At 66.0% G+C, this 25,231-nt stretch carries 25 protein-coding genes; 10 read left to right on the forward strand and 15 right to left on the reverse strand.

The genetic code is table 11. From position 1 onward, the window contains the following. Window positions 1-106: 106 nt before the first annotated feature. Window positions 107-958 carry an Rv1363c family protein gene (locus AC5Y4D_RS16270; protein ID WP_499940922.1) on the forward strand — a complete coding sequence of 284 codons (852 nt, stop codon included), beginning with the start codon at window positions 107-109 and terminating at the stop codon, window positions 956-958. Window positions 959-1,500: 542 nt separating this feature from the next. Next, the gene (locus AC5Y4D_RS16275) at window positions 1,501-2,085 is read left to right on the forward strand and encodes an Rv1363c family protein (RefSeq protein ID WP_499991063.1); all 585 of its coding nucleotides are present in this window, start codon (window positions 1,501-1,503) and stop codon (window positions 2,083-2,085) included. A gap of 42 nt (window positions 2,086-2,127) precedes the next feature. On the opposite strand, the gene AC5Y4D_RS16280 is transcribed toward AC5Y4D_RS16275, so the two are convergent. The 4 genes from AC5Y4D_RS16280 to AC5Y4D_RS16295 all read right to left on the reverse strand — a co-directional run bounded on the left by AC5Y4D_RS16280 (window position 2,128) and on the right by AC5Y4D_RS16295 (window position 5,764). After that, a complete protein-coding gene (locus AC5Y4D_RS16280; RefSeq protein WP_499991001.1) occupies window positions 2,128-3,090 on the reverse strand; it encodes an alpha/beta hydrolase in 963 nt (320 codons plus the stop codon). 105 nt (window positions 3,091-3,195) lie between these two features. Next, a complete protein-coding gene (locus tag AC5Y4D_RS16285; protein ID WP_500037600.1) occupies window positions 3,196-4,362 on the reverse strand; it encodes an amidohydrolase family protein in 1,167 nt (388 codons plus the stop codon). Continuing rightward, the gene (locus tag AC5Y4D_RS16290; protein ID WP_500037601.1) at window positions 4,359-5,411 is read right to left on the reverse strand and encodes an amidohydrolase family protein; all 1,053 of its coding nucleotides are present in this window, start codon (window positions 5,409-5,411) and stop codon (window positions 4,359-4,361) included. Before AC5Y4D_RS16290 ends, AC5Y4D_RS16285 begins: the two co-directional genes overlap by 4 nt. Further along, window positions 5,408-5,764 carry a Rieske (2Fe-2S) protein gene (locus AC5Y4D_RS16295; protein ID WP_500037602.1) on the reverse strand — a complete coding sequence of 119 codons (357 nt, stop codon included), beginning with the start codon at window positions 5,762-5,764 and terminating at the stop codon, window positions 5,408-5,410. The genes AC5Y4D_RS16290 and AC5Y4D_RS16295 overlap by 4 nt, the downstream gene beginning before the upstream one ends. A 123-nt stretch (window positions 5,765-5,887) precedes the next feature. On the opposite strand from AC5Y4D_RS16295, the gene AC5Y4D_RS16300 reads away from it, so the two are divergent. Both AC5Y4D_RS16300 and AC5Y4D_RS16305 read left to right on the forward strand, forming a co-directional pair. Beyond that, entirely contained in the window at window positions 5,888-7,114 is a 1,227-nt protein-coding gene (locus tag AC5Y4D_RS16300) for a cytochrome P450 (RefSeq protein WP_500037603.1), read from the forward strand. Further along, complete coding sequence (locus AC5Y4D_RS16305; protein WP_500037604.1) at window positions 7,111-8,268, forward strand: Zn-dependent alcohol dehydrogenase; 1,158 nt, start codon at window positions 7,111-7,113, stop codon at window positions 8,266-8,268. The genes AC5Y4D_RS16300 and AC5Y4D_RS16305 overlap by 4 nt, the downstream gene beginning before the upstream one ends. 75 nt (window positions 8,269-8,343) lie before the next feature. On the opposite strand, the gene AC5Y4D_RS16310 is transcribed toward AC5Y4D_RS16305, so the two are convergent. Together AC5Y4D_RS16310 and AC5Y4D_RS16315 are read right to left on the reverse strand one after the other, a co-directional pair. Further along, window positions 8,344-9,132, reverse strand: a complete 789-nt coding sequence (locus AC5Y4D_RS16310; RefSeq protein ID WP_500037642.1) for an SDR family NAD(P)-dependent oxidoreductase — start codon at window positions 9,130-9,132, stop codon at window positions 8,344-8,346. Beyond that, window positions 9,132-9,962, reverse strand: coding sequence for an SDR family NAD(P)-dependent oxidoreductase (locus AC5Y4D_RS16315; RefSeq protein WP_499940933.1), 831 nt, complete (start codon window positions 9,960-9,962; stop codon window positions 9,132-9,134). The genes AC5Y4D_RS16310 and AC5Y4D_RS16315 overlap by 1 nt, the downstream gene beginning before the upstream one ends. 157 nt (window positions 9,963-10,119) lie before the next feature. Here AC5Y4D_RS16315 and AC5Y4D_RS16320 point away from each other — a divergent pair, with 157 nt between their 5' ends. Next, complete coding sequence (locus AC5Y4D_RS16320; RefSeq protein ID WP_500037605.1) at window positions 10,120-10,512, forward strand: nuclear transport factor 2 family protein; 393 nt, start codon at window positions 10,120-10,122, stop codon at window positions 10,510-10,512. Window position 10,513: 1 nt separating this feature from the next. Here AC5Y4D_RS16320 and AC5Y4D_RS16325 read toward each other — a convergent pair whose 3' ends face one another. Together AC5Y4D_RS16325 and AC5Y4D_RS16330 are read right to left on the reverse strand one after the other, a co-directional pair. Then, a complete protein-coding gene (locus AC5Y4D_RS16325; protein WP_499941383.1) occupies window positions 10,514-11,734 on the reverse strand; it encodes a cytochrome P450 in 1,221 nt (406 codons plus the stop codon). A 14-nt stretch (window positions 11,735-11,748) separates the two neighbouring features. Beyond that, window positions 11,749-12,765 carry an LLM class F420-dependent oxidoreductase gene (locus AC5Y4D_RS16330; RefSeq protein WP_500037606.1) on the reverse strand — a complete coding sequence of 339 codons (1,017 nt, stop codon included), beginning with the start codon at window positions 12,763-12,765 and terminating at the stop codon, window positions 11,749-11,751. Between the two features lie 72 nt (window positions 12,766-12,837). Here AC5Y4D_RS16330 and AC5Y4D_RS16335 point away from each other — a divergent pair, with 72 nt between their 5' ends. Continuing rightward, window positions 12,838-14,334 (forward strand): acyl-CoA carboxylase subunit beta, encoded by a 1,497-nt coding sequence (locus tag AC5Y4D_RS16335; RefSeq protein ID WP_500037607.1) that lies wholly within the window; start codon window positions 12,838-12,840, stop codon window positions 14,332-14,334. Window positions 14,335-14,445: 111 nt separating this feature from the next. Here AC5Y4D_RS16335 and AC5Y4D_RS16340 read toward each other — a convergent pair whose 3' ends face one another. The 3 genes from AC5Y4D_RS16340 to AC5Y4D_RS16350 are packed head-to-tail and all read right to left on the reverse strand — an operon-like array spanning window position 14,446 to window position 17,374. Continuing rightward, a complete protein-coding gene (locus AC5Y4D_RS16340; RefSeq protein WP_499940941.1) occupies window positions 14,446-15,534 on the reverse strand; it encodes a PHB depolymerase family esterase in 1,089 nt (362 codons plus the stop codon). Window positions 15,535-15,544: 10 nt separating this feature from the next. Continuing rightward, complete coding sequence (locus AC5Y4D_RS16345) at window positions 15,545-17,152, reverse strand: flavin-containing monooxygenase (RefSeq protein WP_500037608.1); 1,608 nt, start codon at window positions 17,150-17,152, stop codon at window positions 15,545-15,547. 3 nt (window positions 17,153-17,155) lie between these two features. Beyond that, window positions 17,156-17,374 (reverse strand): nuclear transport factor 2 family protein, encoded by a 219-nt coding sequence (locus tag AC5Y4D_RS16350; RefSeq protein ID WP_500037609.1) that lies wholly within the window; start codon window positions 17,372-17,374, stop codon window positions 17,156-17,158. Window positions 17,375-17,467: 93 nt separating this feature from the next. Between AC5Y4D_RS16350 and AC5Y4D_RS16355 the strand changes: the two genes are divergently transcribed. Together AC5Y4D_RS16355 and AC5Y4D_RS16360 are read left to right on the forward strand one after the other, a co-directional pair. Next, complete coding sequence (locus AC5Y4D_RS16355) at window positions 17,468-18,499, forward strand: Rieske 2Fe-2S domain-containing protein (protein WP_500037643.1); 1,032 nt, start codon at window positions 17,468-17,470, stop codon at window positions 18,497-18,499. Between the two features lie 78 nt (window positions 18,500-18,577). Beyond that, on the forward strand, window positions 18,578-20,224 hold the full coding sequence (locus AC5Y4D_RS16360) for an acyl-CoA synthetase (protein ID WP_500037610.1): 1,647 nt from the start codon (window positions 18,578-18,580) through the stop codon (window positions 20,222-20,224). Here AC5Y4D_RS16360 and AC5Y4D_RS16365 read toward each other — a convergent pair. Together AC5Y4D_RS16365 and AC5Y4D_RS16370 are read right to left on the reverse strand one after the other, a co-directional pair. Continuing rightward, window positions 20,206-21,138 carry an SDR family oxidoreductase gene (locus AC5Y4D_RS16365; protein ID WP_500037611.1) on the reverse strand — a complete coding sequence of 311 codons (933 nt, stop codon included), beginning with the start codon at window positions 21,136-21,138 and terminating at the stop codon, window positions 20,206-20,208. The genes AC5Y4D_RS16360 and AC5Y4D_RS16365 overlap by 19 nt on opposite strands. Further along, a complete protein-coding gene (locus AC5Y4D_RS16370) occupies window positions 21,126-22,178 on the reverse strand; it encodes an LLM class F420-dependent oxidoreductase (protein WP_500037612.1) in 1,053 nt (350 codons plus the stop codon). The genes AC5Y4D_RS16365 and AC5Y4D_RS16370 overlap by 13 nt, the downstream gene beginning before the upstream one ends. A gap of 65 nt (window positions 22,179-22,243) precedes the next feature. Between AC5Y4D_RS16370 and AC5Y4D_RS16375 the strand changes: the two genes are divergently transcribed. Then, window positions 22,244-22,633 (forward strand): lipocalin-like domain-containing protein, encoded by a 390-nt coding sequence (locus AC5Y4D_RS16375; RefSeq protein WP_500037613.1) that lies wholly within the window; start codon window positions 22,244-22,246, stop codon window positions 22,631-22,633. Here AC5Y4D_RS16375 and AC5Y4D_RS16380 read toward each other — a convergent pair. After that, window positions 22,630-23,832: a cytochrome P450 gene (locus tag AC5Y4D_RS16380; protein ID WP_500037614.1), complete on the reverse strand. Its 1,203-nt coding sequence runs from the start codon at window positions 23,830-23,832 to the stop codon at window positions 22,630-22,632. The genes AC5Y4D_RS16375 and AC5Y4D_RS16380 overlap by 4 nt on opposite strands. After that, complete coding sequence (locus AC5Y4D_RS16385; RefSeq protein ID WP_499940955.1) at window positions 23,829-23,966, reverse strand: hypothetical protein; 138 nt, start codon at window positions 23,964-23,966, stop codon at window positions 23,829-23,831. The genes AC5Y4D_RS16380 and AC5Y4D_RS16385 overlap by 4 nt, the downstream gene beginning before the upstream one ends. Before the next feature lie 77 nt (window positions 23,967-24,043). On the opposite strand from AC5Y4D_RS16385, the gene AC5Y4D_RS16390 reads away from it, so the two are divergent. Next, on the forward strand, window positions 24,044-25,189 hold the full coding sequence (locus AC5Y4D_RS16390) for a thiolase family protein (RefSeq protein WP_500037615.1): 1,146 nt from the start codon (window positions 24,044-24,046) through the stop codon (window positions 25,187-25,189). Window positions 25,190-25,231: the final 42 nt, after the last annotated feature.

The following is a 25,231-nucleotide window of genomic DNA, read 5'->3' on the forward strand; positions in this document are numbered from 1 at the left end:
CGCCTGATCGGTCCTCGTCGGGGTTTGCTGGCGACTCCGATGTTAGCAATGGGCAATACCGTAAGAGATACCGGAGTTCAGTCGATAATGACGAGCGGTAGCCGAGATGGCTGAGACAGACGACGCTGCGGTGACCGCGAAAGCCGATGCGCTGGCGCTGGCCGAGGAGGCAGAAGCCGAAGCTGCCGAGGCCGAACTGTTGGCCGCCGCGGCACGCGCGAAGGCCCGCGCGGCGCGGTTGCGCCGCAAGGCGCTGGGCGCCATGGACGACGAAACCGACGAGTTCGACGAGGACGACGAGTTCGACGACGAAGACGACGACTACTACGAGGACTACGACGAGTCCGAGGAGTACGACGAAACCGAGGAATACGAACCCGACGAGTACGACGAGTCGGAGAATTACGACGAATCCGAACCCGTCGCAGCTGCCCCGCCGTCCCGGCGCGAGCGGCTGCGAAGGTCGTTGCGAGTGCCGAAGCTGTCCACCATCGCCACCGCCGTGGCGGTGTTGCTGATCCTCGGGTTGTGGGTGCTCAGCGGGGTGTTCGCGTGGCGGCACCACGAGAGCACCGAAAAGCAGCAGCGGGAAGCGGCTTTCATCGCCGGCGCCAAACAAGGTGTGGTGTACATGACCTCGCTGGACTTCAACCGCGCCAAGCAGGATGTGCAGCGTGTCATCGACAATTCGACTGGTGAGTTCCGGGACGACTTCCAGCAGCGCGCAGCCGATTTCACGAAAGTGGTCGAACAGTCCAAGGTGGTCACCGAGGGAACCGTGAACGCGGCGGCCATCGAGTCGATGGATGGTCACTCCGCGCAGGTACTGATCTCGGTGAGCTCGCGGGTCACCAATTCCAGCGGCGGCAAGAACGAACCGCGCGCGTGGCGCATGCGGGTTACCGTGACCGAGGAGGACGGCCAGTACAAAGTGTCGAAAGTTGAGTTCGTACCGTGAGCGACGATGTGCGCGACGTCGATCTGACCGACGAAGACGCGCCAAAGGAATCCGTCGCAGACCCCGAAGCCGTGGTGGATGACACCGCGACGGACGAGGAACCCGCGCGGCTCGACGCCGCTGACACCGACGCGGCGCGCTCCAACTACGCCACGTTCGCGGTCGCCCTCGCCAAGAGCGCCGAAGCGCAGCGTGAGGTCGACGAGGCGGCGGGCGACGCTGAATCCGGCGGCACCGTCGCGGACGATGACGCGGTCGGGGACGAGGATTTGGGCGGGGACGGTTTCGTCGGGGACGACGGCAGGGTCGGGGACGACGGTTTCGTCGGGGACGCCGGCTTCGTCGGGGACGCCGGTTTCGTCGGGGACGCCGGCTTTGGCGCGGACGACGGCAGGGTCGCGGACGACGGCAGGGTCGGGGACCACGGCACGGTCGGGGACGACGACTTCGTCGCGGACGACGAGTTCGTCGCGGACGACGACGCCTTCGCGGTCGCGGACGACGACACCGTCTACAGCGGGCTCGAGGAGCCCACCGAGGTGGTGGTCGTGCCACCATCCGAGACCGACGCCGAAGATGCCGACGGCGAAGTCACGCCCAAGCGGAACTGGTGGCGCGACATCTGGCGCCGGCAGATCACCGTCAAACCCATCCCGGTGATCTTGGTCCTGCTACTGCTCGCTTCGGCTGCCATGACGGCGTGGCTGTATTTCCAGTACTACCGCCCAGATCAGCAGACCAGCCAGAGCGTGGCCCGAGCGGCGATCAACGCGGCCTCGGAGGGAACGGTTGCGGTGCTGTCATATTCGTCCGATTCGCTGGACAAGGACTTTGCCAATGCCAGGTCGCATCTGTCCGGGGATTTCCTGTCCTTTTACGACCAGTTCACCTCGCAGGTCGTGACGCCGGCCGCCAAGCAGAAGTCGATCAAGACCACCACTCAGGTCAAGCGCGCGGCGGTGCAGGAGTTGCATCCCACCTCGGCGATCGTGCTGGTCTTCGCCGACCAAAGCACCACCAGCAAGGAGAATCCGGAACAACCGTCGGTAGCCCCCCGCAGTGTGCTGGTGACCCTGAACCTGCTCGACGGCAAGTGGATGATCACCAAGTTCACTCCGGTTGAGTGACGATCGCCAGCGCGACGCAGCGGATCGCCACCGTCAGGTCTCTCACACAGCGAACGCACGCCGCAGCGACTGCGCGTGCAGCGCCCGGTTCTCTTGCGAGACAACCCAATCGGGCACTGCCGAGTCGAACCCGTTGAACGTCGCTGCGATCACGTGCAGCCCGGTGGGGACATAAGCGTGCAGCAGCCGGTTCGCGTAGTCGATCGCTTCGTCGCGGCACGGGTCGACGTCGGCGCAACTGACGAACGTCGGCGGCAGTCCCTCCAAGTTCGCCCGGTGCGAGGGCACGTGCTGACCGTTGGCCGAAGCGTGACCCAGGTAGTGACTCCACGCCCGGCTCACCGCCTGACCGTTGAGGCCGGGCGTGCGCTGGAACTCCCGCCGCGACGGCGTCGCATCGGAATCGAGCATCGGCTGGTGCAGGATCTGCACCAGGATCTTGGGTCCCTCGTCATCGAACGTCCGTTGGGCCACGCTGGCCACCAGGGCAGCACCTGCGTCGCGGCCCATCACCGCCAGCCGGGTGGCGTCGGCGTTCAACTCCTCGGCTTGCCCGACCGCGTAGTACAACGCGGCTTCCACGTCCTGCACCCCCGCCGGGGCCGGATGCTCCGGCGCCAGCCGGTAGTCGACCGACACCACCAAAGTGCCGGAGTCGCGGGCCAACTCGACGCAATGCGCGTGGTCGGTGTCCAGATTGCCGGTCACGAAAGCGCCGCCGTGGGCATAGATCACCAGCGGCAGCGCAGACGACGTGTCGGCGCCCCGATACAGGCGGATGTCGAGCTGGCCGCCGTCCGGGCCGGGAATGGATCGGGCTTCGACGTTGACCCCGGTGGTGTCGACCGCAGCGGCGCGCTCGGCGGCCTCCCGGTCGAACCGCGCGCGCTCGGCCGGCAGGCTGTCGGCGCTGAACTCGACAACGCCCAACCTCTCGGCGGCGTCTCGGAGTGCCGGGTCGATGCGGCCCAGTCCCTGCGGGCGCGTGACATTCGTCTGCGTCATGCCCTCAAGGTAGACCTGCGCCGGTCGAGCACTCGCCGCCGGTCACCGAAACACCGTCGCCCAGCGTGTAACTGCTGCGAAAAATCCGCACGAATTTGACAGTGGTTACACGCTCGGTGAAACGCCCACCTGCTCGCCCGGCAGTGCTTTCACGGTTGACGGCAACCCGTAGAGGGCGGTCGCGTTGCCGCGCATGATTCGATCCCGCTGATCACGCGGAAACCGGTTGATCGCATACGTCGGGGAGTCGTAGCTCCAATGCGGGTAGTCCGTCGAGAACATCAGGTTGTCGCCGAGGTCCATCATTTCCAGGTACTCGCGGAACTGCACCGTGTCGGCGTCCTCGAGAGGCTGTGTGGTGAACCGAACGTGTTCGCGCACATACTCCGACGGGCGCCGACGCACCTGCGGCAGGTCGCGGCGACGGGCCTCCCAGATCCGGTCCATCCGCGACATCACCGGCATCGCCCAGGTGAAGCCGCCCTCAATGAACACCACCCGCAGGTCCGGATGACGGTCGAACGCGCCGTCGAACACCAGGCTCATCAGGTGCGACACGTACAACAGCGGCCAGGACGCAAAGAAGTCGTGCCAGTGCGCGGGATTGCCGACCGGGTACAGCGGGATCAACTCGAACGGCGTCTGCCCCATCAAATGCGTGGCCACCGGCAGCCCATTGCGCGCCGCCGCCTCGTACAACGGGTCGAAATGCGTTGTGCCGAAAGGGATTCCGCGGGTCTGAGGCGTCATCAACACCTGGGACATGTACGGGTGACCCGCCCACCGTTCGACCTCCCGCGCGGCCTGCTCGGGTGTCTGCGCGCTGACGCTGATGGACCCGCGCCAGCGGCCGTGCGCGTTGCCCTTGTCCAACCAGACGTCGGCGAGCCAGTCGTTGTAGGTCGACTTCAGCACGTGCTCGGCTTGCGGCAACTGCGCGTCACACATCGGCTCCAGCGAGGCGATGCTGACGCCGGCGTCGACCAGCAGCTGCTGGGCGGCGAAGTCCGGGTCGCTGCCGGCCCCTCCCCCGGTGGGCGGCGCGGCGTCCATCCGCAACGAGAAGGTCTTGTAGGAGTCCGGGGTGTCGTAGAAATGCGGGACCGGGCTGACGGCGTTGCCGGTCGGCCAGATCTTGTCCACCCATTCGGTCGGCGCATAGGACTTGAGCACGTCGGCGGACACGGGCAATGGGTGCACGTCGGTGTCGACGACGGTGACGGCGATTTCTTGCTGGTCCGCGCGGGCATCGAGAGGTTCGACGACGGTCATAATGCGCTTCCTTCACTCACTGTCAACCCGTAGAGCTCACTGGCGTTGCGCCACAACAACTTCGCGCGCTGCTCAGGATCCAGTCCGTCGACCGTCTGAGCCACCGGCGTCGTCGACCAATGCGGATAACCCGATCCGTACATCACCAGGTCGGCCTTGCCGGAGAAGTCCATCCAGCGCTGCGCCTGGCCGACGTCGGGGGCGCCGTCGAACGCCGACGTGCAGAACCGGACGTGGTCGGGCAGGTATTCGCTGGGATAGCGGTCCACCCACGGCGTCTGGTCACGCATGGACAGCCAGAACGTATCCAGCCGCCACATCAACGGGGTGAGGATGTCGTATCCGCCGTCGGCGAAGACGAACTTCAACCCGGGATGGCGGCCGAAGACGCCCTCGACGATCAGCGTGGCCAGGTGCACGAAATAGTTCAGCGGCATGAACGCGGCGTAACCGGGATAGGTGTGCGCGTGCCCGGCGAAGGTGGGCGGATGGTCGACGCCGTTGCCGCCGTTGACGTGTACTGCCACCGGCAGCCCATGCGCCGCCGCGGCCTCCCAGATCGGTTCGAACATCGGCTTGCCGAACGGCTCGCGTGACTGCATCGGCACGCCGACCTGGACCAGCTTCGGGTGATCGGCCAGCCGTTCGATCTCGGCGACCGCGCCGCGGGGGTCCTCCGGATTGACCCGGATGGTGCCGCGAAAACGCGTGTCGGACCCCAGCCACCGATCCAGCAGCCAGTCGTTGACCGCGGCGCAGATCCGACTGTTGAGCAGGTAGTCGGCAATGTTGCCCCGGGTCAGCGGATTCAGGATCGCGTAGCTCGCGCCGCCTTCGTCGAACAGATGCCGCGCGACGGTGTCGGGGTCCGATCCCGGATACCCGTCGCCGTACAGGTCGGCGCGGTAGTCGCCGCCGGGCGCTTGATACCACTGCTGCTCGACGTCGGGGATGGAGCGCAATTTGTGGGCGGCCGGGAGATAACGCCGGATCTCGGCGTTGTAGCGAAAATGCGGCTGGACGTTCGCATCGATGATCGGGTTCGTCATGCGGTCACATACACTTCCCCGTCGGTGACATCGACCTGATAGGTGCGCACACGTCGACTCGGGTCGGCGACGTTGCGTCCGGTGGTGATGTCGAATTCCCAATTGTGCCAAGGGCATCGGACAATCTGACCCTCCCGCACCCGGCGCAGCCCGTCGGGTTCCCCGGGAGCGGGTTCGTTGGTCCCGCCGACCGGACCCAGACACAGCGGGGCACCTTCGTGCGAGCAGTAGTTGACAATCGCGTACAACGAACCGTCCACGTTGTAGACGCCGACGCCGAACTTGCCGGCGTCGACGAGCTTCATCGCGCCGGGCGGCAGTTCGGCCAGCGAGCACACGAAACGGCGTTGCACCGGGCATCACCGCCTCGTCATCGGTCGGCTCGTTGATTAGATTGCTATTTATATTATGATAGCGACATTCCACTTTCGGCCCATGTGCAAGGGCTAACTCGGTTGCTCAGAGAGGAGCGCCTGATGACGCTCAGCACCGACCAAAACGGCGCGCCCGTCGCCTTGGACCTCACCGGTGAAACCAGCCCGTATCCGTTCTTCGAATACATGCGGCGCACCGACCCGGTCTGGCACGGCGGCCTTTCGGACCTCGAGCAGCTGCCCGACGAGCTCAAGCCGAGCGACGAGTGGGTCCTGTTCGGCTACGACGACGTCTTCCACGCCTTCCGCGACGACCAGACGTTCACCTCAGCCAAGTACGACGAGACCATCGGCTTGGTGATGGGCCACACCATCTTGGCGATGGGTGGCCGGGAGCACCACGACCATCGCAACCTGGTGGCCAAGGCGTTCCGGTCGACAGCGCTGGAGCGCTGGGAGCCGTCGGTGATCGGGCCGGTCTGCGACCAGCTGGTGGACGAGATCAAGGAGCACGGCGAGGCGGACTTGGTCAAGGCGCTGACCTTCGAGTTCCCCACCCGCATCATCTCCTCGCTGCTCGGGTTGCCGCCGGAAGATCTCGACATGTTCCGCCGGCTGTCGCTGGATCTGATCTCGATCCCGACCGACATCATGGCCGGCCTGACAGCCGCAGCCGAGTTGCACGGTTACTTCCTCAACCAGGTCGAACAGCGGCGCCGCAAGCCCACCAATGACATCATCGGTGATCTGGTCGCCGCCGAAATCGACGGCGAGAAGCTGACCGACGAGGCCATCATCGCGTTCCTGCGGCTGCTGTTGCCCGCCGGACTGGAAACCACTTACCGCTCTTCAAGCAACCTGTTGTACTGCCTGCTGACCCACCCCGAGCAGTTGTCGATGGCCTATCAAGACCGGTCGCTGATCCCGATGGCGATGGAAGAGGGCCTGCGTTACGAGACGCCGTTGACCATGGTCACCCGGACCACCACACGCGAAGTCCAGTTGGGCGGCAAGACAATTCCCGCCGACGCGCAGATCGACATGTGTATGGGCTCGGCCAACCGCGACGAAACGCGTTGGACCGACCCCAATACCTTCGACATCCGGCGCCCCCGGCAGGCGCACATCGCCTTCGCCGGCGGCATCCACATGTGCCTGGGCATGCACCTCGCCCGACTGGAGACGCGGGTCATGCTGAACAGCTTGTTCGACCGCGTCCAGGACCTGACGTTCGTCGAAGACGACGGCACCGGGGTGGAGTCCAAGATCGTCGGCCTCACCTTCCGCTCCCCGAACAAACTTCCCGTCACATTCCGGCCGGTCGCATGAGAAGCCGCGCGGCGATCCTGCACGACGTCGGCGGGCCGTGGTCGGTCGAGGAGTTCGAACTCGACGCACCCCGCGCCGGCGAGGTGCTGGTCCAGCTGGCGGCCGCCGGGTTGTGCCACTCCGACGACCACATCCTCAAAGGCGACATGTCCGCACCCAACGAGGTGCTGAAAGCGTTGGGCCTGCCCACCATGTTCCCGATGATCGGCGGGCACGAAGGCTCGGGCGTGGTGCGTGAAATCGGGCCCGGGGTCACCGATTTCGCGGTCGGCGACCATGTGGTGACGACGTTCGTCGCGGTATGCGGGCAATGCCGGTGGTGCGCCTCGGGTATGGAGTACATCTGCGACCAGGGCATGGGCACCATGGTCCCGGGGATGCCGACCGACGGCACCTTCCGTCACCACACCTCCGACGGCCGGCCGCTCGGCCATCTGGCCAAGGTCGGCACATTCGCCGAACACACTGTGGTGTCGGTGAATTCGCTGATCAAGCTGGAGCCGCAGCTGCCGCTGGTCCCGAGCGCGCTGCTGTCCTGCGCCATTCCGACCGGCTACGGGTCGGCCGCCAACCGGGCCGGGGTGCGCGGCGGGGACGTGGTGGTCGTGATCGGTGCCGGGGGCATCGGCACCGGCGCAATCCAGGGCGCACGGATCAACGGCGCCGCGCACATCGTCGCTGTCGATCCGGTGGAGTTCAAACAGAAGTCGGCGTTGCGGTTCGGCGCCACGCACAGTGTTGCCTCGATCGCCGAGGCGCTGGACCTGGTGCGCGATCTCACCTACGGGGTGATGGCCGACTCCGTGGTGGTCTCGCCGTCACTGATCACCGCCGACGATGTCCGCGACGCGGTGCAACTCACCCGCAAGGGCGGGACGTGCGTGCTGACCGGCATGACCTCGCAGCTGCAACAATCGGTCAAGATCAACCTGCAGGACTTCATCCTGATGAACAAAACGTTGGCGGGCACCATCTTCGGCTCCTGCAACGCCAAGGCCGACATCGCACGGTTGGCCCGGCTCTACCAGACCGGGCAGCTGCAGCTCGACGAGATGATCACCCGCCGGTATGCCTTAGACGACATCAACCAGGCCTACGCCGACCTGCTCAACGGCGAAATCGTTCGCGGCGTCATCGACTACGGGATCGTCTGACCCAAACCCTCACCGCTGACTGTGAATCCGACGACCCGACACGCGGGCGGTGCGTCGTGAGATTCACTCTCGGGGCTAAGACTCCTGGGCCTGCTGCTTTGCCGCATGCAGCTCGCGCAGCTTCTTCAACCGCATCAGCTTCTCGACCTGCCCGTAGGCGTCGATCGGGCTGTGCAGTGACAGCCCGCCGTCGGCGTGGATCACTTGCCCTGTCACCCAGGACATTTCGAGGGTGCCGACGATAGCCTCGGCCACGTCGCCGGGATCTCCCAAGCGCCGCAACGCCGTTCGTTTGGACATGCCCTCAACCCAGGCCGGCCACTTTTCGGCGTCGGGCAGCATGGGTGTGCGCGTGACACCGGGCCCGACGGAGTTGACCCGGATGCCGTGGATCCCCCACTCCACCGCCGCCACCTTGACCAGCATGTCCAGGCCGGCCTTCGACACGCAGTACGCGCCCATGTCCCGGTCGGCCACCGTGCCGCTGATGCTGGAGACCACGACGATCGAACCTTCGAGTTCGGCGTCGATCATGGCCCGGGCGGCCGCGCGGATCGTGTACCAGGTGCCGGTGAGGTTGACCGAGAGCACCTTCTGCCATTCCGCGGGCGGCAACTCCAGCAGCAGACCCGACGATCCGATGCCGGCCGACGCCACGACCCGGGTGGGCACACCGTGCTCGCGCACGGTCTGCTCCATCGCCGCCAGCACCGCATCGTAATCGCTGATGTCACAAGCGATATCGCCACCGGACACGTCCCAGACGACGACGTCGTGTCCGGCTTCGCGCAATAGCGTCGCCGCCTCGCGCCCGATCCCGGACCCGCCGCCGGTCACCAGGGCGGTCGTCTTCGTGCCCTGCATCACGAGGTCGCGATCCTGGCCAGCGTGCTGTCCCACAGCTCGCCGGCCAGCCGCGGATTCTTCGCGAGCCGATTGGTCCTGGCGACCTTGTGCCGCGAATAGTATTCCCCCGGCGTCCACGCCACACCGGGTTGGGTCGAGGCCAGCCAGATCAGTTGTTCGGCGCCTTCTTCCGAGCTGGCGGTGTAGCGCTCGGTCGGCAGGTACCGCTTGGAGAAGGCCAGCGTCTTCGATCCCGAGGCCGGACCGAAGTTGGAGTTGACGTAGCCGGGGTGGACCGTTGCGACGGATAGTCCGCGGCCGTGGTACCGGCGGTGTAACTCCTTGGTGAACAACACGATCGCCAGCTTAGACAGTGCGTAGGCGGTGCTGGGACGGCGCCGCGCCGTGTTCTCCAGATCCGCGACGGTGGCGCGCAGTATCAGCAGATGCGACGAGCTGGTGGTGTTGACGACGGTGGCGCGGGAGTCGACGAGCACATCCATCAGCTGAGTGGTCAGCAGGAACGGAGACAGATAGTTGACTTGATAGGTGTGTTCGTAGCCGTCCGGCGTGATGTGGATCTTGGTGCCCATGCAGCCCGCGTTGTTGATCAGCACGTCGATCCTGGGGTAGTCGGAGCGGATCTTGTCCGCCAGCGCCCGCGCTTGCGCCAGGTCGGCGAAGTCGACGACGAAATGGTCTGCGTCCAGCTCGGCGGCCACGGCCTGGGTCTTGCTCTGCGACCGGCCGACCACGACGATGTTGTCGCCGAGTTGGCGCAACCGGCGCGCAGCAGCGGCGCCGATGCCGTCGCTGGCACCGGTGATGATGATCGTCCTCGGGGTCATTAGGCTGCTGTCCTCCCGTGGGGAGTCTATGACTTGGGCCACACCTTTTTACCGCTCGGGTGTATTGAGTCTGGCGTCGGGGCGTGCGGCGCGTGACAATGACGAGGCCACACCTCGCACCGAAAGGGAGCGCGTGACGAACGAGCAGCGTAGCCGGATGGCACAAGATCTCCTGCGGGCAGCCGAGCATGGTGATACTGCCGCAGTGGAGACAATGATCAGCGACGATTTCACCTTCAGGTCGATGCGTCGCGCTCCGATCGACTTGCCCTCTGGCGATCCGATGCCGAGCGATTTCGACAGGGAACAATTCCTCAACTTCGTCGGCAGCATCCCGAGTTTCACCAGGGACGGTCTGCACTTCGCCTTCGAGCACGCGGTCAGCGAGGGCGACTCCGTAGTCGTCTTCGGCGAGTCGAATGCCACGGCGCACAGCGGCAAGAAGTACGCCAATGTCTACTCCTGGCTGTTCCGATTCGCCGACGACAAGGTCGCCCATTGGCGGGAGTACTGCGACACTCACCTGATCAGCACGGTGCTGTTCGGATAGCTCACCGAAGCGAGTAACGCACCGGCAGGTGTTTCAGGCCGCCGACGAAGGTGGTCGCCACATATTGCGGATCACCGGTCAGCTCAATCGATTTCAGCCTGGGCAACAGTTCGTTGAAAAAGCTGCTGACTTCCATACGTGCCAGCGCCGCGCCCATGCAGAAGTGCACGCCGTAACCGAACGCCACGTGCTTGTTCGGCTCGCGACCGACGTCGAAGCGGAACGGGTCGTCGAAAACCTCTTCGTCGCGGTTGCCCGAGACGTACGACAGCAACACCGACTCGCCCGCGGCGATCGGGACACCGCGCACTTCGGTGTCCCGTGCGGCGGTGCGCATGAACTGCTTGACCGGGGTGACCCAGCGGATCATCTCCTCGGTCGCCTGCGGCAGCAGGGACAGATCGTCGCGCAACCGCTGCAGCTGGTCGGGATGCTCGGTCAGCGCGTGCAGGCCACCGGAGATGGTGGCGCTGGTGGTGTCGTGCCCCGCGGTCGCCACGATCAGGTAGTAGGACACCGTCTCGATGTCCGACAGCGGCTCACCGTTGATGCGGGCGTTGGCGATCGCCGATGCGAGATCCTCGGTCGGCTGTTCGCGACGCGCGGCGGTCACGTCGTTGAAGTAGCCGAACATGTCCAGCAGCACCGGCAGTTGGTCTTCCACGGTGGTGCCGCGCTTGAACTCGGTGTCGTCGCTGCCGAACAGTTCCTGGGTCAGCTTGAGCATGCGCGGGAAGTCGGACTCCGGGATGCCCAACAACGACATGATGACGTAGAGCGGATAGTTGACCGCGACCTCTTGGACGAAATCGCACTCTGGACCCACCTCGGCCATCTTGTCGACGTAGATCTTGGCCAGCTCATCGACACGAACCTTCAACGCCCGCATGGCTTTTGGACGGAACCAGTTCGCGCCGATCGCCCGCACGTCACGGTGCTGCGGGTCGTCGAGGTGGATCAGCGTCTTGACGCCGATGGCGGCCTGCTGGTCGTCACCGGCGGCGGTGGTCAGGACCGGCCGCGGCCAGTTGGTGAACAGCGTGTTGTCGCGTTCGATGTCCATGATGTCGGTGTGTTTGGTGATAGCCCAGAACGGCCGGTAGTTCTCGACGTCCACCCACGAGACCGGGGCGTCGGCACGCAGGTGCGTCAGCGCGGCATGCAGACGGCGCTCGTCGGTGTAGGTTTGCGGATCGGCCAGCAGCTTGGCGGCCTCGTCCATTACCGGTGTGCTCATCAGCGAAATTCCTTCAGTGCGGCGTTGATACAGTCCTGGGAAGCGGCATAGAAGATCGGCCACACCCGATCGGCGAGGCCATCGCAGCGGCTGCGCAGGGCGGCGGCGATCTCGTCGACCGGCCCCACCACTGCCAGAGTGTTGAGGATCTCGTCGTCGACCAGCGAGGCCATCGCGTCCCATTCGCCCTGCTTGGACATCCGGTGTAGCTCGGTGTGCAGGTCGCCCCAGCCGTGCAGGTCCAGAACCGGGCGATAGGCCGGTGTGGACCCGTAGAACGCAATCTGCTTGCGGGCGGCCGTGATTGCCGTGGCCAGCTCCTCTTCGTTTGTGCCGGTCGCCACCATCACTTCGGCGGCGACCTCGATGTCGGCGCGGTCTCGGCCCGAGCGCTGCAGACCGCGCTGCAGCACCGGCAACGTCACCTCCGCGAGATAGCGCTTCGACACCATCGGGTGACCGACGTGACCGTCTGCGACCTCGCCGCACATTTCGGTCATCGCCTCCCCAACCGCCGCCAGGAAAATCCTCGGCGGCGGGTGCGGCATCGGCTCCGGGGTGAACATCGGCGTCATCAGCTTGTGCGTGTAGAACTCGCCTTCGAACTGCAGCCGCTCGCCACCCTTCCAGGTCGACCAGATCGCTTGCAGCGCCGCGACGAACTCACGCATCCGGCGGGCCGGATGGCTCCACGGCATGCCGAACCGCTTCTCGATATGCGGTCGGATCTGAGTGCCGAGGCCCAAGATGAATCGTCCCTGGGAGTACCCCTGCAGATCCCAGCCCACGTTGGCGACCGTCATCGGACTGCGCGCGAACGCCACCGCAATGTTGGTGCCGAGTTCGATGCGCGACGTGTGCTCGGCGGCCAGCAGCAACGGCAGGAACGGGTCGTGGCTGGTTTCCGCCGTCCAGCCTCCGGCATAGCCGTTACGTTCCAGGGCGACGGCGGCCTCGACCGTCCGGTCCAGCCTGGCTGGGATGCCTCCGTCGATCTTGAGGCCCCCACGCGACATGAGGGAAAAGTTACAGTAAGCAATTCGGTAGGGTCAACGTCACGCCCGGCAGCACCCACTACAGTAACCAGGATGGGCAAGCCCGAGGATTGGGACGAGACCCTCGCGGACCTCGACCGACGTCGACAGCACGCGTGGGCGATGGGCGGACCGGAGCGTCTCGACAAGCACCGCGGCAAGGGCAAATTGGACGCACGCGCCCGAATCGAGCGGCTGCTGGACCCAGGCACGTTCCGGGAAATCGGCACCCTGGTCGGAGGTGACACAGCCGCCGACGCCATCGTCACCGGCTCCGGCCTGATCGACGGCGCACCGGTGATGGTGGGCGCTGAAGACTTCACGACTTTGGCCGGCAGCATCGGCCCGGGCGGAAACTCCAAACGCCACCGGATCGCCGAACTGGCGCTGCGCAACAAGGTGCCCATGGTGATGTTGCTCGACGGTGCCGGCTTCCGCCCGACCGGCGGGCACTACGGGCGCAGTCCCACCGACCTGCTCGCCCAGACGCAGTGTTCGGGGCGGGTTCCCACGGTAGCCGCGGTGCTCGGGCCGTCCGCCGGACACGGCGCCCTGGTCGCCCCGGTGTGCGACTTCCGGATCATGAGCCGAAACGGCACCATCTTCACCGCGGGCCCGCCCGTCGTCAAAGAGTCGACGGGCGAAGACATTTCGAAGGAGGATCTGGGTGGCCCCTCGGTCGCGCTGCCCAGCGGGGTGATTCACAACGTCGGCGAGGACGACGAGTCCGTGCTCGACGACATCCGGCGCTATCTGTCGTATTTCCCGTCCAGTGCGTGGTCGTACCCGCCGTCCCTGGAGCCCGACGAAAACTCCGAACCCCGCCCGACGCCGGAGTTGCTGAGCATCGTGTCGCGCGACAACCGCCGGGTCTACGACATGCGGGCGGTGCTCGACGTGGTGTTCGACCGCCCGGACTGGTTCGAGATTCAACCGGCGTTCGGCAAGGCGATCATCTGCGCGCTGGCGCACCTCGGCGGGCACCCGGTCGCCGTCGTCGCCAATCAGCCGCAGGTGCTGGCCGGGTCCATCGATGCCGACGCAGCCGACAAGGCGGCACATTTCATCCTGGTGGCCGATTCGTTCCACCTGCCGATCGTGTTCCTGGCCGACAATCCGGGGATGCTGCCGGGCAGCCGTTCGGAGAGCCAGGGGGTACTGCGCAGCGGGGCGCGGATGTTCGCCGCGCAGACCGCGGCGACAACCATCAAGCTGCACGTGACGCTGCGCAAGGCGTACGGCTTCGGCTCAATGGTGATGTCGTTGCTCGGATTCGACCAGCAGACAGCCACTTTCGCCTATCCCGGTGCCACCATGGGGGCGATGAGCGCGGCTGCGCTGACCCGCGCCTCGCACGCCGGTGAGGACCTGTCCACCAAGCTGCGCAACGCCGAACTGCAGGCGTCCTACCGCTCGGCCGCGAACATGGGGTTCGACGAGCTCATCGATCCGCGCGAGACGCGCGACGCGCTGCTGGATGCGTTGCGGCGGGGGCTGTCCGCGCGGCAGGCGGTCGCCGAGCCGGTGCTTCGCACAGTGATCCTGCCGTAGGCCTGCTGACGCGAGCCGCCTGTGGCGCGAGTGTCCTCAAATGCACGGCAATACGGCGCTTTCACCGGCATCTTGGGGACCCTCGCGCAGAGCGCAAGCCGTTGCGAGGGGCTACACAAGCACTTCGCGCAGGAACCGCTCGGAGACCGCCTGCACGCGACGCGAGAATATGTGACTGACATGGCCCCCGGCATACCAGTACAGCTGGCCACCCCACTTCTCCTGCAAGACCAGCGCGGGCTCCAGCATCGCCATTCGGTCGTGCCGCGCGGCAACGATCAACCGCCGGTTCGGTGGTGGCGCCGGGTCGGCCTGCAGTGGATCGATCACCGAGGTCAGCTGTGAAACCGCGTCGGACCGCAGCAATCTCCGGTAGTCGCTGCGCGACGCACCCGACCTGCCCAGGTGGCGGGCGATCATCGAGTTGAGCCCCAGGATCGGCGTGTAGAGCGCGACCGCATCGACGTCCCGTTCGAGGTGCGAAACCAGCGCTGCCACCGGGCTGCCCATCGACACCCCGGCTACCACGACGGCGGTCGCCTGCCTGCGTGCCCAGCGCACTATGGCACGGATCTCCGACACCGAGCGCATCATGCCCGCGACGTTGCCCAGCGGATCCATGTCCGGATACGCCGGCCAATGCCCGCGCCTGCTGCCGTGGCCGGGTTGCACCGGCATCGCGACGTTATATCCCAATCCGCGGTGGATCCGGTTGATGCGCGACAGGAGCATGTCTTCCGCACCGCCCTGACCGGCGCCGTGGATCCAGATCAGCCAGGGACGCGGACCGTCTCGGTGCCGCACCAGGTGCACCGCCGCTCGTGACGGGCCGCCGAAGTTCTGCTCCACCAGGGTCCGCGGCAGCGCGGGTTCGTGCTCGAATGTCATCCGCTCGTAATTCAACCCGGCGATACGCCGGCGCCGGATGCCGTGCACCCGCAACGGCGCCGGGTCGCCGTGCGCGCCGTCGATGCCCAGCGCCGACAACTCCTCGGCCGCCGCGGCACACGTCTGCGGTGATCGCACCGTCTTGAACACACCGTTGTTGAGAATCGAAAAGCTGGTCAGCACAAACTCGTCCAGGAACACCTCGCCGAACTGGCGCACCCCGAGCGGACCACCCCGGACGCCGGCCACCGTACGCGGCAGCATCAGGCTCAACTCCCGGGTTATGCCCAGTCCGCGCGTTGCCAAAGACACGACCTATCACCTACCTCAGTTCGAACCCGGTGTACCCGGCGGCCGCGATCTCGTCACACCGACGCCGGTATTCGGGGATGCCGCCGGTATACCCCATGTACATCCGCTTCTTACCGGGAACATTGCCGCCGTTGTACCAGGAGTTGCAGGACGGGTGAACCAGCACCGTCGGCGCCACGAGTGACGTGGCATGGTCTATCCACTCCTGCTGGGCGCTGTCCAGCGCCTCGATGGCGCGGATTCCATTGGCCCGCAGGTGGGCGATGCAGTCGCCGATCCACTCCACGTGCTGCTCCAGTGCCGCCACGAAATTGGTTGCCGCGCTGGGGCTGCCGGGGCCCTGCACGGTGAACAGGTTGGGAAATCCGGCGACCGCCAGCCCGAGATAGGACAGTGGGCCCTGCTCCGCCCAGAAATCACGCAGCGACACCCCGTCGCGACCGCGAATGTCGATGCGGCTCAACGCACCTGTCATCGCGTCGAATCCGGTGGCGTAGATGATCACGTCCAGTTCGTGATCCGCATGCGCGGTCCGGATGCCAGTTGACGTCACTTCCCGGATCGGGTCGTCGCGCAGGTCGACCAGGGTGACGTTGTCCCGATTGAACGTTTCGTAATAGCCCTGGTCGATGATCGGGCGCTTGCAGGCGAACGGATGTCGGGGCACGAGGGCGGCGGCGGTCCGGGGGTCTTCGACGATGCGGGCCACGGCTTCGCCGTAGAGCTGGGCGGCCGTCCGGTTGGCCTCGATGTCGAAGAAGACGTCGCTCCAATTCAGTGCGCCCAGTACGCCGTTCTCCTCGATGGCCTGCAGCCGCTGCTCGCGGGTTGCCGATTTCAGCGCCGGGCTGGTCAGCATCTCCAGCAGCACCGAGAACGCGCTCAACCGTGCCGCACCGATCGGGTGCGCGCGCTGGGCGGCGCGGATCTCGCCGTAACGCGCTTTCATCTCGTCCAGCTCACCGGGTTCGAACCGGTGCACGCGCCAAGGCAGTGTGTAGGGTGCCGAACGCTGAAATACGGTGAGCTGCTGAGCTTCTCGGGCCACCACCGGAATGAGTTGGACTCCGGTGGACCCGGTACCGATGACGCCGACCCGCTTTCCGGTCAGATCGAAACCCCCGCGCGGCCAGCGGCTGGTGTACAGCGACGTCCCGGCGAAAGACGCCATCCCTGCGATATCGGGCTCCAGTGGGACCGAGAGAATGCCCGATGCCGCCACCACGAACGGCGCGGTGAGCGTCTCCCCTGCTTCGGTCCGTACCATCCACACCGCGGCTTCCTCGTCGAAGTCCATCGCGACGACCTTGGTGTTGAACGCGATGTCGCGACGCAAATCCAACCGATCGGTGACGAAGTTCAGGTAGGCCTCTATCTCGGGCTGGGCCGGCATCGACTCCGTCCAAACCCATTCCTGCTGAATCTCTTCGGAGAAGCTGTAGGAGTATTCGATGCTCTCGATGTCACACCGCGCGCCGGGATACCGGTTGACTAGCCAGGTGCCGCCGACTCCGTCAGCCATCTCGAGCACCCGGGCCCGCAGCCCCAACTCACGCAGTCGATGCAACATGTACAGCCCGGAGAACCCGGCGCCGATCACCAGAACTTCAGGATCCACCGGTCACCCGCCCAGCACAGCGAAGTTGTCCAGACCGACCAGGGGCGGCGCCGTCTGCGGATCGGCTGCGCCGGTGCCCACAGCCATGTCGAGCGTCACGTCGTCGGTGAACTCGGCGCGCCGGGAATCCAGGTCCGTGGTGTCCAGAAACCGGCAATAGCGTGCCTTGAGCTGGCGAATCGCCTCGAATTCGTCGGCTTCCCGCAAGCCATCCTCGGCCATAGAGCTCCTTGCCGCGCTGGACGATGTATCGCCGGTCTGCTGAAATCTATACTGTAAAGCATTAAGTATCAGCCGTTGTCGAAAGGCACTGACGTGAAGGTCCCGTTCACCTGGAAGGTCACCGGGTGGTTCATGATCGGGTGGTCCCCCGAATTCCCGGTGGGTGAGGTTCGCGCGCTGCGGTACTTCGGCGAGGACCTGGTCGCCTATCGTGACGAGTCCGGCGCCCTGCATGTGCTGGAAGCCCACTGCAAACACCTGGGCGCCCATCTGGGCCACGGCGGCACGGTGGTGGGCGACTGCGTCCAGTGCCCCTTTCACGGGTGGCGTTGGGGACCCGACGGCACCAACCGCTACATCCCGTATCAGCCGGACCGGCCGAACCGTGCGCTGACGCTGAAGGTGTATCCGGTGCAGGAGCAGTACGACTGCGTGTTCGTCTGGCATCATCCGGACGGCAAGGAGCCGCAGTGGGAGATGCCCGACATTTTCCGCAAATTCCCGCAGTTCGAGACCGACCCGTCAGCCTATTACCGCGCCTACCCGGAGTTCTCCCGGCGCGCCGAGCGCGAACCGGTGCACCCGCAGATCGTCGCCGAAAATGCCCCGGACAGCGCGCATTTCGAGTATGTGCACCACGCCACCGTCACGCCGCGGGTGCTGGACTACAAGATCGTCGAGCATGAATGGCAGTTCACCGCGGGCTGGCCGGACGCGCGCAGCGACGATCCCGACGACCTGGCGTTGGTGTTTCACAGCCACCTGTTCGGACTCGGCGGTGCGATCAGCGTTTTCGAGGGCGCGCAGAACCATCGGCTGATCTTCACCTGCACGCCGGTCGACGACGAGACTTCGGATCTGTTCTACTCGATCTGGTGGCCCCGTGTCCCGGGCGACGAGTCCCCCGTACCGGAGGGCAAGCTGCGTGACCTGATCGAAAAGCAGTTCCTGTCCACCGTTTTCGACGACCTGCAGATCTGGCGGTACCAGAAGTACGTGGAGCGTCCGGCGCTGTCCAAGACCGACGCGAAAGGCTATATGGCGCTTCGGAAATGGGCGACTCAGTTCTATGACGTGCCACCGCGCGTCGACGCCGCAGCCGGCCTGCTACCCCACCAACCCTGAGGCCGCGAGCAGACACAGAATCGCACTGCGGCACACTCATTCGTGCGATTCTCTGTCTGCTCGGCGGAAAGGACTCTCGTGCCCGACACCGAATTCACCGTTCCCGATGTAGTGGCCGCCGTCGCGGCCGCGATTCCCGACCGCGACCTGGTCATTCAGGGGGACCGCCGATTCAGCTACGCGCAAATCCTCGAGCGGTCCAACCGCCTTGCCAACTATCTGCATTCCCGGGGGCTGGGCTGCCACACCGAACGCTCCGCGCTGGCCGGCCACGAAGCCGGGCAGGACCTACTCGGGATCTATGCCTACAACGGCAACGAGTTCGTCGAGACGTTGCTCGGCTCGTTCGCGGCCCGGGTCGCCCCGTTCAATGTCAACTTCCGCTATGTCAAACAAGAGCTGCAGTATCTGCTGGCCGACGCCGGTGCCACCGCGCTGGTCTACCACGCCGCGTTCGCGCCCCGGGTGGCCGAGATCCTGCCGGACCTGCCTGACCTGAAGGTGCTGATCCAGATCGCGGACGACTCAGGCAACGAATTGCTCGACGGCGCAGTCGATTACGAGGAAGCATTGGCATCGGCCAGTCCGGACGCGCCACCGGTGCAGCACTCCCCCGACGATCTGTACGTGCTCTACACCGGCGGCACGACGGGCATGCCGAAAGGCGTGCTGTGGCGCCAGGCCGACATCTTCATGACCTCCTTCGGCGGCCGCGACCTGGTCACCGGCCAGCCGGTCGGTTCCGTCGACGACGTGGTGGCCCGGGTGACGGCCGGCCCGGGTAGCAAGTTGATGGTCTTGCCGCCGTTGATGCACGGGGCGGCGCAGTGGAGTGTGATGACGGCGTTGACCACCGGGCAGTCGGTGGTGTTCCCCTCGACGGTCGAGCGCCTGGACACCGAGGAGGTGGTGCGCACCGTCGAACGCGAGAAGGTCCTGGTGGTGACGGTCGTCGGTGATGCGATTGCAAGGCCGCTGGTCGCCGCCATCGAGAAGGGGATCGCCGATGTATCGTCGCTGGCCGTGGTCGCCAACGGCGGAGCGCTGTTGACGCCGTACGTCAAGCAAAAACTGATCGAGGTGCTGCCCAACGCGATCATCATCGACGGCGTCGGGTCCTCCGAAACCGGCGCGCAGATGCACCACATGTCCACCTCCGGTGCGGTGTCGACGGGCACCTTCAACGCCGGGCCGGACACGTTCGTGGCGGCCGAGGATCTGAGCTCGATCCTGCCGAAGGGTCACGACGGACTGGGGTGGCTGGCGCAACGCGGGTATGTTCCGTTGGGCTACAAGGGCGATGCCACCAAGACCGCGGCGACCTTCCCGGTCATCGACGACGTCCGCTATGCGATCCCCGGTGACCGGGCCCGGCATCGCGAGGACGGCCACATCGAACTGCTGGGCCGCGACTCGGTGACCATCAATTCCGGCGGCGAGAAGATCTTCGCCGAGGAAGTGGAAACCGCGGTGGCTTCCCATCCGGCCGTCGCCGACGTGGTGGTCGCCGGACGTCCCAGTGAACGGTGGGGTCAGGAAGTGGTGGCGGTGGTGGCATTGGCCGAGGGAGCCGTGACCGACGCCGACGAGCTGATCGCGCACGCCGCAAACTCGTTGGCGCGCTACAAACTTCCCAAAGCGATCGTCTTCCGCGATGTCATCCAGCGCAGCCCCTCGGGTAAGGCGGACTACCGATGGGCGCGGGCTCAGGCCGAGGATTCGTAGCCCGCATCGAGCGTCACGCTGGCGCGACGCTCGTCACCCGATGTCACGCTGGCGCGACGCTCGACGGGTTCCTCCACCACGCCGACCGCCGACTGCGCCCGCCGTTCGTAGGACGCCCTCGCGGCATGGTCGATGTCGTCGAGGAACAATCTGTCCGCGCCGATCCTTTTGTTGAACCAGCGCCTCCCCCGCGCACCCAGCATCGCCACCACCGGGCCGACGAACCGGGTCGGCTGCGGGAGCGCCACGTGGGTCCGGGGTTTGTCCAGCGCGCCGACGATCGCCGCGGCCACCACGTCGGGCTTGACCGGTTTGCCGATGCCCGACGCCTTCGTCCCGGCGATCAAGTCGGTCTGGGTGAAGGGCGGCATCACCACGGTGACATCCACACCGCGGGAGGCGAATTCGTCGGCCAGCGCCACGCTGAGTCCGACCACACCGAATTTGGTCGCGGCGTAGACGACCTGTCCCGGGATGGCCATCACGCCGGCCATCGACGCGATGTTGACGATGTGGCCGCGCCGGCGCGCCGCCATTTCCGGCAGCACCAGCTGGCAACCGTTGAGCACTCCGTAGAGGTTGACCTCGATGGAGGATCGGATGGCTTGCGGCGCCTGGTCGACGAACGAGCCCACCGGCATCACTCCGGCATTGTTGATCAGCACGTCGATGCGTCCACCGCCGTCGGCCCTGGCCCGGTCGAGGAACCCGGCGAAGGAGTCGCGGTCGGAGACGTCGAGCAGGTGACCGCAAACCGCACCCCCCGTCGCCGCGACGGCCGCGTCCAGCGCCGCCCCGTCCCGGTCGCCGATCACCACCCGCGCACCGCGCGCTAACAACGCTGTCGCAGTGGCGAATCCGATGCCGCGGGCCCCGCCCGTGACGACCACCGTTCTGCCTCTCACCCTGTCCATGGCTGAACCTCCTGGCGCAACTGATCGAGGATCGACACGACTGCCTCCCGCGGCAGGCAGGCCGGGAAGGCCGGCAGCACGCGATCGACCGCACCTTTGCAGCGGGTGCGCAGCGCGGCGGCCAACTCGTCGACGGGCGCGACGACGGCGAACGCGTCCAGCACGTCGTCGTCGATCAAAGGGCCCATGGCATCCCATTCGCCTTGTCGGGACAGGCGGTGCAGTTCGGTGTGCAGCTCGGCCCAGCCGTGCAGCTCGAGCACTTTCAGATACGCCGGCGTCGAGCCGTAGAAGGCGATCTGCTTTCGGATTCCCGCTGCGGCACCGGCCATCTCGGTTTCGGTGCGGCCTGTCACGACGAAGACCGGGCAGGACACCGCGACGTCGGCACGTTCACGTCCGGCACGCTGGATCCCGCGCTGCAACGCCGGCAGGGTCACCTCGTCCAGGAAGCGCCGGGTGGTGAACGCGTGAGCGATCAGGCCGTCGGCGACCTCGCCGCACATCTCGGTCATCACCGCGCCGACCGCGGCCACGAAAACCTTTGGCAGCGCGCAGGTCAAGGGCTCCGGGGTGAACATCGGCGTCATCAGCTGGTGCGTGTAGAAGTCGCCTTCGAAGCTCAACCGGCTGCCGTGCTGCCAGCAATCCCAGATGGCCCGCAGCGCCGCGACGAACTCCCGCATCCTGGCCACCGGCCGGCTCCACGGCAGGCCGAACCGCTTCTCGATGTGCGGCCGGATCTGGGTGCCCAGGCCGAGGATGAACCGGCCGCCGGAGTAGGACTGCAGATCCCACGCCACGTTGGCGACCGTCATCGGGTTACGCGCGAACGCCACCGCGATGCTGGTGCCCAGTTCGAGAGTCGAGGTGTGTTCGGCAGCCAACAGCATGGGCAGGAACGGGTCGTGGTTGATCTCCCCGGTCCAGCCGCCGTCGTAGCCACGGCCTTCCAGTTCGGCCGCCGCGGGGGGCACCCGGGTCAGCTCCATGGGGATGCCGCCGTCGATCTTGATCCCGGAGCCGGATCCAGCGATCATCGCCGCAGACACCCACAGCTCATGAGCGTGGACGTTACTGTAATCGATTCGGTAGGGTCAACCGGGTGAGTGAGTTACGGCAGGCACTGTTGGGCGGTTGGCTGTTGGAGTCGTTCGTCTCCCGCTACCCGGACAGCGACGAACTGCGGCACCCGTTCGGTGAGCATCCCTCGGGGCTGATCCTCTACACCGCCGACGGTCACATGTCCGCGCAGCTGACCTCGGGCCCGGACGGCGAATTCGTCTCCTACGGCGGCAGGTTCGACGTCGACGATGCCGCGGCGACGGTGCGTCATCTGGTGCTGGTGTCGACGATGCCAGAGTTGTTGCAGCAGCCGCAGCTCCGGCAAGCACGCATCGACGGCGACCGGTTGACGCTCTCGGCGTCCCAGACCTCCGCCCGCGGCAAAGCCGTTCACAGCACGCTGGTTTGGCGACGGGACCCGGCGGTTTAGAGCACCCGCACCGGCACGTTGCTCCAGCCCGCCACGTTCTGCATGTTGACCCGCTTACAGCCGGCCCAGTCCACTTCGTAGCGCGGCATGAAGTCCAGCATGCGCTCCAATGCGATCACGCTCTCCAGCCGCGCGAGGGCAGCCCCCAGACAGCTGTGAATGCCGTAGCCCAATCCCAGATTCTGCGCCTGGGTGCGGTCGCGCTCCATGTCGAAGGTGTCCGGGTCGGTCCAGGCCTGCTCGTCGCGGTTGGCCGACGCACCCACCAGGAACACCGGTTTGCCGGCCGGAATCGTCACGCCGTGCAACGTGACATCGCGGGTGGAGCGCCGCACGTTGTACTGTGCGGGCGCCTCGTAGCGCAGCAGTTCTTCGACCGCCAGCGGGATCTTGCTGCGGTCGTCCAACAGTTTCTGCCACTGGCCCGGAAACCTGGCGAACACCACCGCGGCATTGCCCAGCAGCTTGGTCACGGTCTCCGCCCCCGCACCGCCCAAAAGCGTTGCGAATTCGGTGATCTCGATGTTGGTCAGCGGTGCCATCTCGCCGTCGTCGCGTTCGATCTCGGCCTCGATCAGCCGGCTCAGCAGATCCTCACCCAGGTTCCCGCGACGCTGCTTGGTCAGCCGGTAGTAGTAGATGGCCATGTCGACCGCCGACTTCTGTCCCACCTCACCCATCTCGACCTCGCCGGGGCCGCGATGCAGCAGATCGTCGATCCACAGCCGGATCTGCTGGCGATCCTGCTCCGGAACGCCTTGCAGCGTCGTCATCACGTCGACCGGGAACAGTGCGGAGAAGTCCTGCACGAAGTCGAAACCCGTTGGGTCGACGGCGGACAGGTGCTTGTCCACCAACTCCGCCACCAGAGGCCGCAGTGCCTGGATCGCGCGCGGGGTGAACACCTTGTTGAGCAGACCCCGCATGCGGCGGTGCGCGGGCGGGTCCATGGCGATGATCGACCCGTGTTCGGTCACATGCCCTTTGCGAACCTGGGCGAGGTCCACCCCGTAGGCCGACGAGTACGTCGTGTAGTCCTTGAAGGCGGCCGCCACATCCTGGTGGCGGGTCAGTGCATAGAAGTCGTACTCCTGGCTGTAATAGACCGGAGCTTCCTCGCGCATGCGGCGGTAGATCTCGTAGGGACTGTTGAAGAAATCCTCGGAGAACGGGTCGAATACCACCGTCGCCGTGGTCATGGCTTCGGCCCCTGCCGTGTCAGCAGGACCCGCATCCCGTCGTCGAGGACGGTTTCGGCATTGCCGACAGGCAACGCGTCCAACTTGCCCACGTGGCGCAACCTCTCCCCGGTCCACACATTCGGAACGATCAACGGTAATGGTTACAGTAGTATAGACAAGTCGTCGGGCATAGGTTTCCCTCCTTTCGGGGCAGGAAGGGTGTTGCGAAGTGAACGAGGTTGCCATCATCGGGGTTGGTCTCCACCCCTTCGGCCGGTTCGAGGGCAAGTCCGCGATGCAGATGGGTGTGGACGCCATCGTCGCCGCGGTCGCCGACGCCGGCGTGCAGTGGCGCGACATCCAGGCCGCCACCGGTGGCAGCTGGACGGTGGCCAACCCGGACGCGATCGTCGGGATGGTGGGGCTGTCCGGTATTCCGTTCACCAACGTCTTCAATGCGTGCGCCACCGCGGCCAGTGCCGCCAAGGCCTGCGCCGACGGAATTCGCCTGGGAGACTACGACATCGGCATTGCCGTCGGCCTGGACAAGCACCCGCGGGGCGCGTTCACCGAGGATCCGGCGCTGGTGGGCATGCCCCGCTGGTACGCCGAGAACGGCCAGTACCTCACCACGCAATTTTTCGGCATGAAGGCCAACCGGTACCTGCACGATCATGCCATCTCCCAGCGCACCCTGGCCAGGGTGGCCGCCAAGAACTTCCGCAACGGCGTGCTCAACCCGAATGCGTTCCGGCGCAAGCCGATTGCGGAGGACGACATCCTCAACTCGACGATGCTGAATTATCCGCTCACCCAATACATGTTCTGCGCGCCGGACGAGGGCGCGGCGGCGGTGGTGATGTGTCGGGCCGACCTCGCACACCGCTACTGCGACAAGCCGGTCTATCTCAGGTCGGTCGAGGTGCGGACCCGCAAATACGGGGCGTACGAGGTGAACACCACGTTCGCACCAGTCGAGGAGGACGTCTCACCCACCGTCTATGCCGCCCGGGCCGCGTTCGAGAAGGCCGGGGTCAGCCCCGACGACGTCGACGTGATCCAGCTGCAGGACACCGACGCCGGCGCGGAGATCATCCACATGGCCGAATGCGGCTTCTGCGCCGACGGAGATCAGGAGAAGCTGCTGGCCGACGGCGCCACCGAAATCGGCGGCTCGATGCCGGTCAACACCGACGGCGGATTGATCGCCAACGGCGAGCCGATCGGCGCTTCGGGTCTGCGCCAGATCCACGAGATCGTCCGGCAGTTGCGCGGCCAGGCCGGTGACCGTCAGGTTCCGGGCGAACCCAAGGTCGGCTTCACCCAGTTGTACGGGGCGCCGGGCACCGCGGCCGCCAGCGTCCTGACCACCTAGCGATCCCAGCAGACGCAGAATCACACGGACACAAGCGATTCG

This window comes from Mycobacterium sp. NGS67 (genome assembly GCF_059812185.1).

What these genes read in the sequence shown, in the direction of transcription:
- AC5Y4D_RS16270 (WP_499940922.1), top strand. Translation starts at nt 107, where the DNA reads ATGGCTGAGACAGACGACGCTGCGGTGACCGCGAAAGCCGATGCGCTG.
- AC5Y4D_RS16280 (WP_499991001.1), bottom strand. Translation starts at nt 3,090, where the DNA reads ATGACGCAGACGAATGTCACGCGCCCGCAGGGACTGGGCCGCATCGAC.
- AC5Y4D_RS16285 (WP_500037600.1), bottom strand. Translation starts at nt 4,362, where the DNA reads ATGACCGTCGTCGAACCTCTCGATGCCCGCGCGGACCAGCAAGAAATC.
- AC5Y4D_RS16290 (WP_500037601.1), bottom strand. Translation starts at nt 5,411, where the DNA reads ATGACGAACCCGATCATCGATGCGAACGTCCAGCCGCATTTTCGCTAC.
- AC5Y4D_RS16300 (WP_500037603.1), top strand. Translation starts at nt 5,888, where the DNA reads ATGACGCTCAGCACCGACCAAAACGGCGCGCCCGTCGCCTTGGACCTC.
- AC5Y4D_RS16305 (WP_500037604.1), top strand. Translation starts at nt 7,111, where the DNA reads ATGAGAAGCCGCGCGGCGATCCTGCACGACGTCGGCGGGCCGTGGTCG.
- AC5Y4D_RS16310 (WP_500037642.1), bottom strand. Translation starts at nt 9,132, where the DNA reads ATGCAGGGCACGAAGACGACCGCCCTGGTGACCGGCGGCGGGTCCGGG.
- AC5Y4D_RS16315 (WP_499940933.1), bottom strand. Translation starts at nt 9,962, where the DNA reads ATGACCCCGAGGACGATCATCATCACCGGTGCCAGCGACGGCATCGGC.
- AC5Y4D_RS16320 (WP_500037605.1), top strand. Translation starts at nt 10,120, where the DNA reads ATGGCACAAGATCTCCTGCGGGCAGCCGAGCATGGTGATACTGCCGCA.
- AC5Y4D_RS16325 (WP_499941383.1), bottom strand. Translation starts at nt 11,734, where the DNA reads ATGGACGAGGCCGCCAAGCTGCTGGCCGATCCGCAAACCTACACCGAC.
- AC5Y4D_RS16330 (WP_500037606.1), bottom strand. Translation starts at nt 12,765, where the DNA reads ATGTCGCGTGGGGGCCTCAAGATCGACGGAGGCATCCCAGCCAGGCTG.
- AC5Y4D_RS16335 (WP_500037607.1), top strand. Translation starts at nt 12,838, where the DNA reads ATGGGCAAGCCCGAGGATTGGGACGAGACCCTCGCGGACCTCGACCGA.
- AC5Y4D_RS16350 (WP_500037609.1), bottom strand. Translation starts at nt 17,374, where the DNA reads ATGGCCGAGGATGGCTTGCGGGAAGCCGACGAATTCGAGGCGATTCGC.
- AC5Y4D_RS16365 (WP_500037611.1), bottom strand. Translation starts at nt 21,138, where the DNA reads ATGGACAGGGTGAGAGGCAGAACGGTGGTCGTCACGGGCGGGGCCCGC.
- AC5Y4D_RS16370 (WP_500037612.1), bottom strand. Translation starts at nt 22,178, where the DNA reads ATGATCGCTGGATCCGGCTCCGGGATCAAGATCGACGGCGGCATCCCC.
- AC5Y4D_RS16380 (WP_500037614.1), bottom strand. Translation starts at nt 23,832, where the DNA reads ATGACCACGGCGACGGTGGTATTCGACCCGTTCTCCGAGGATTTCTTC.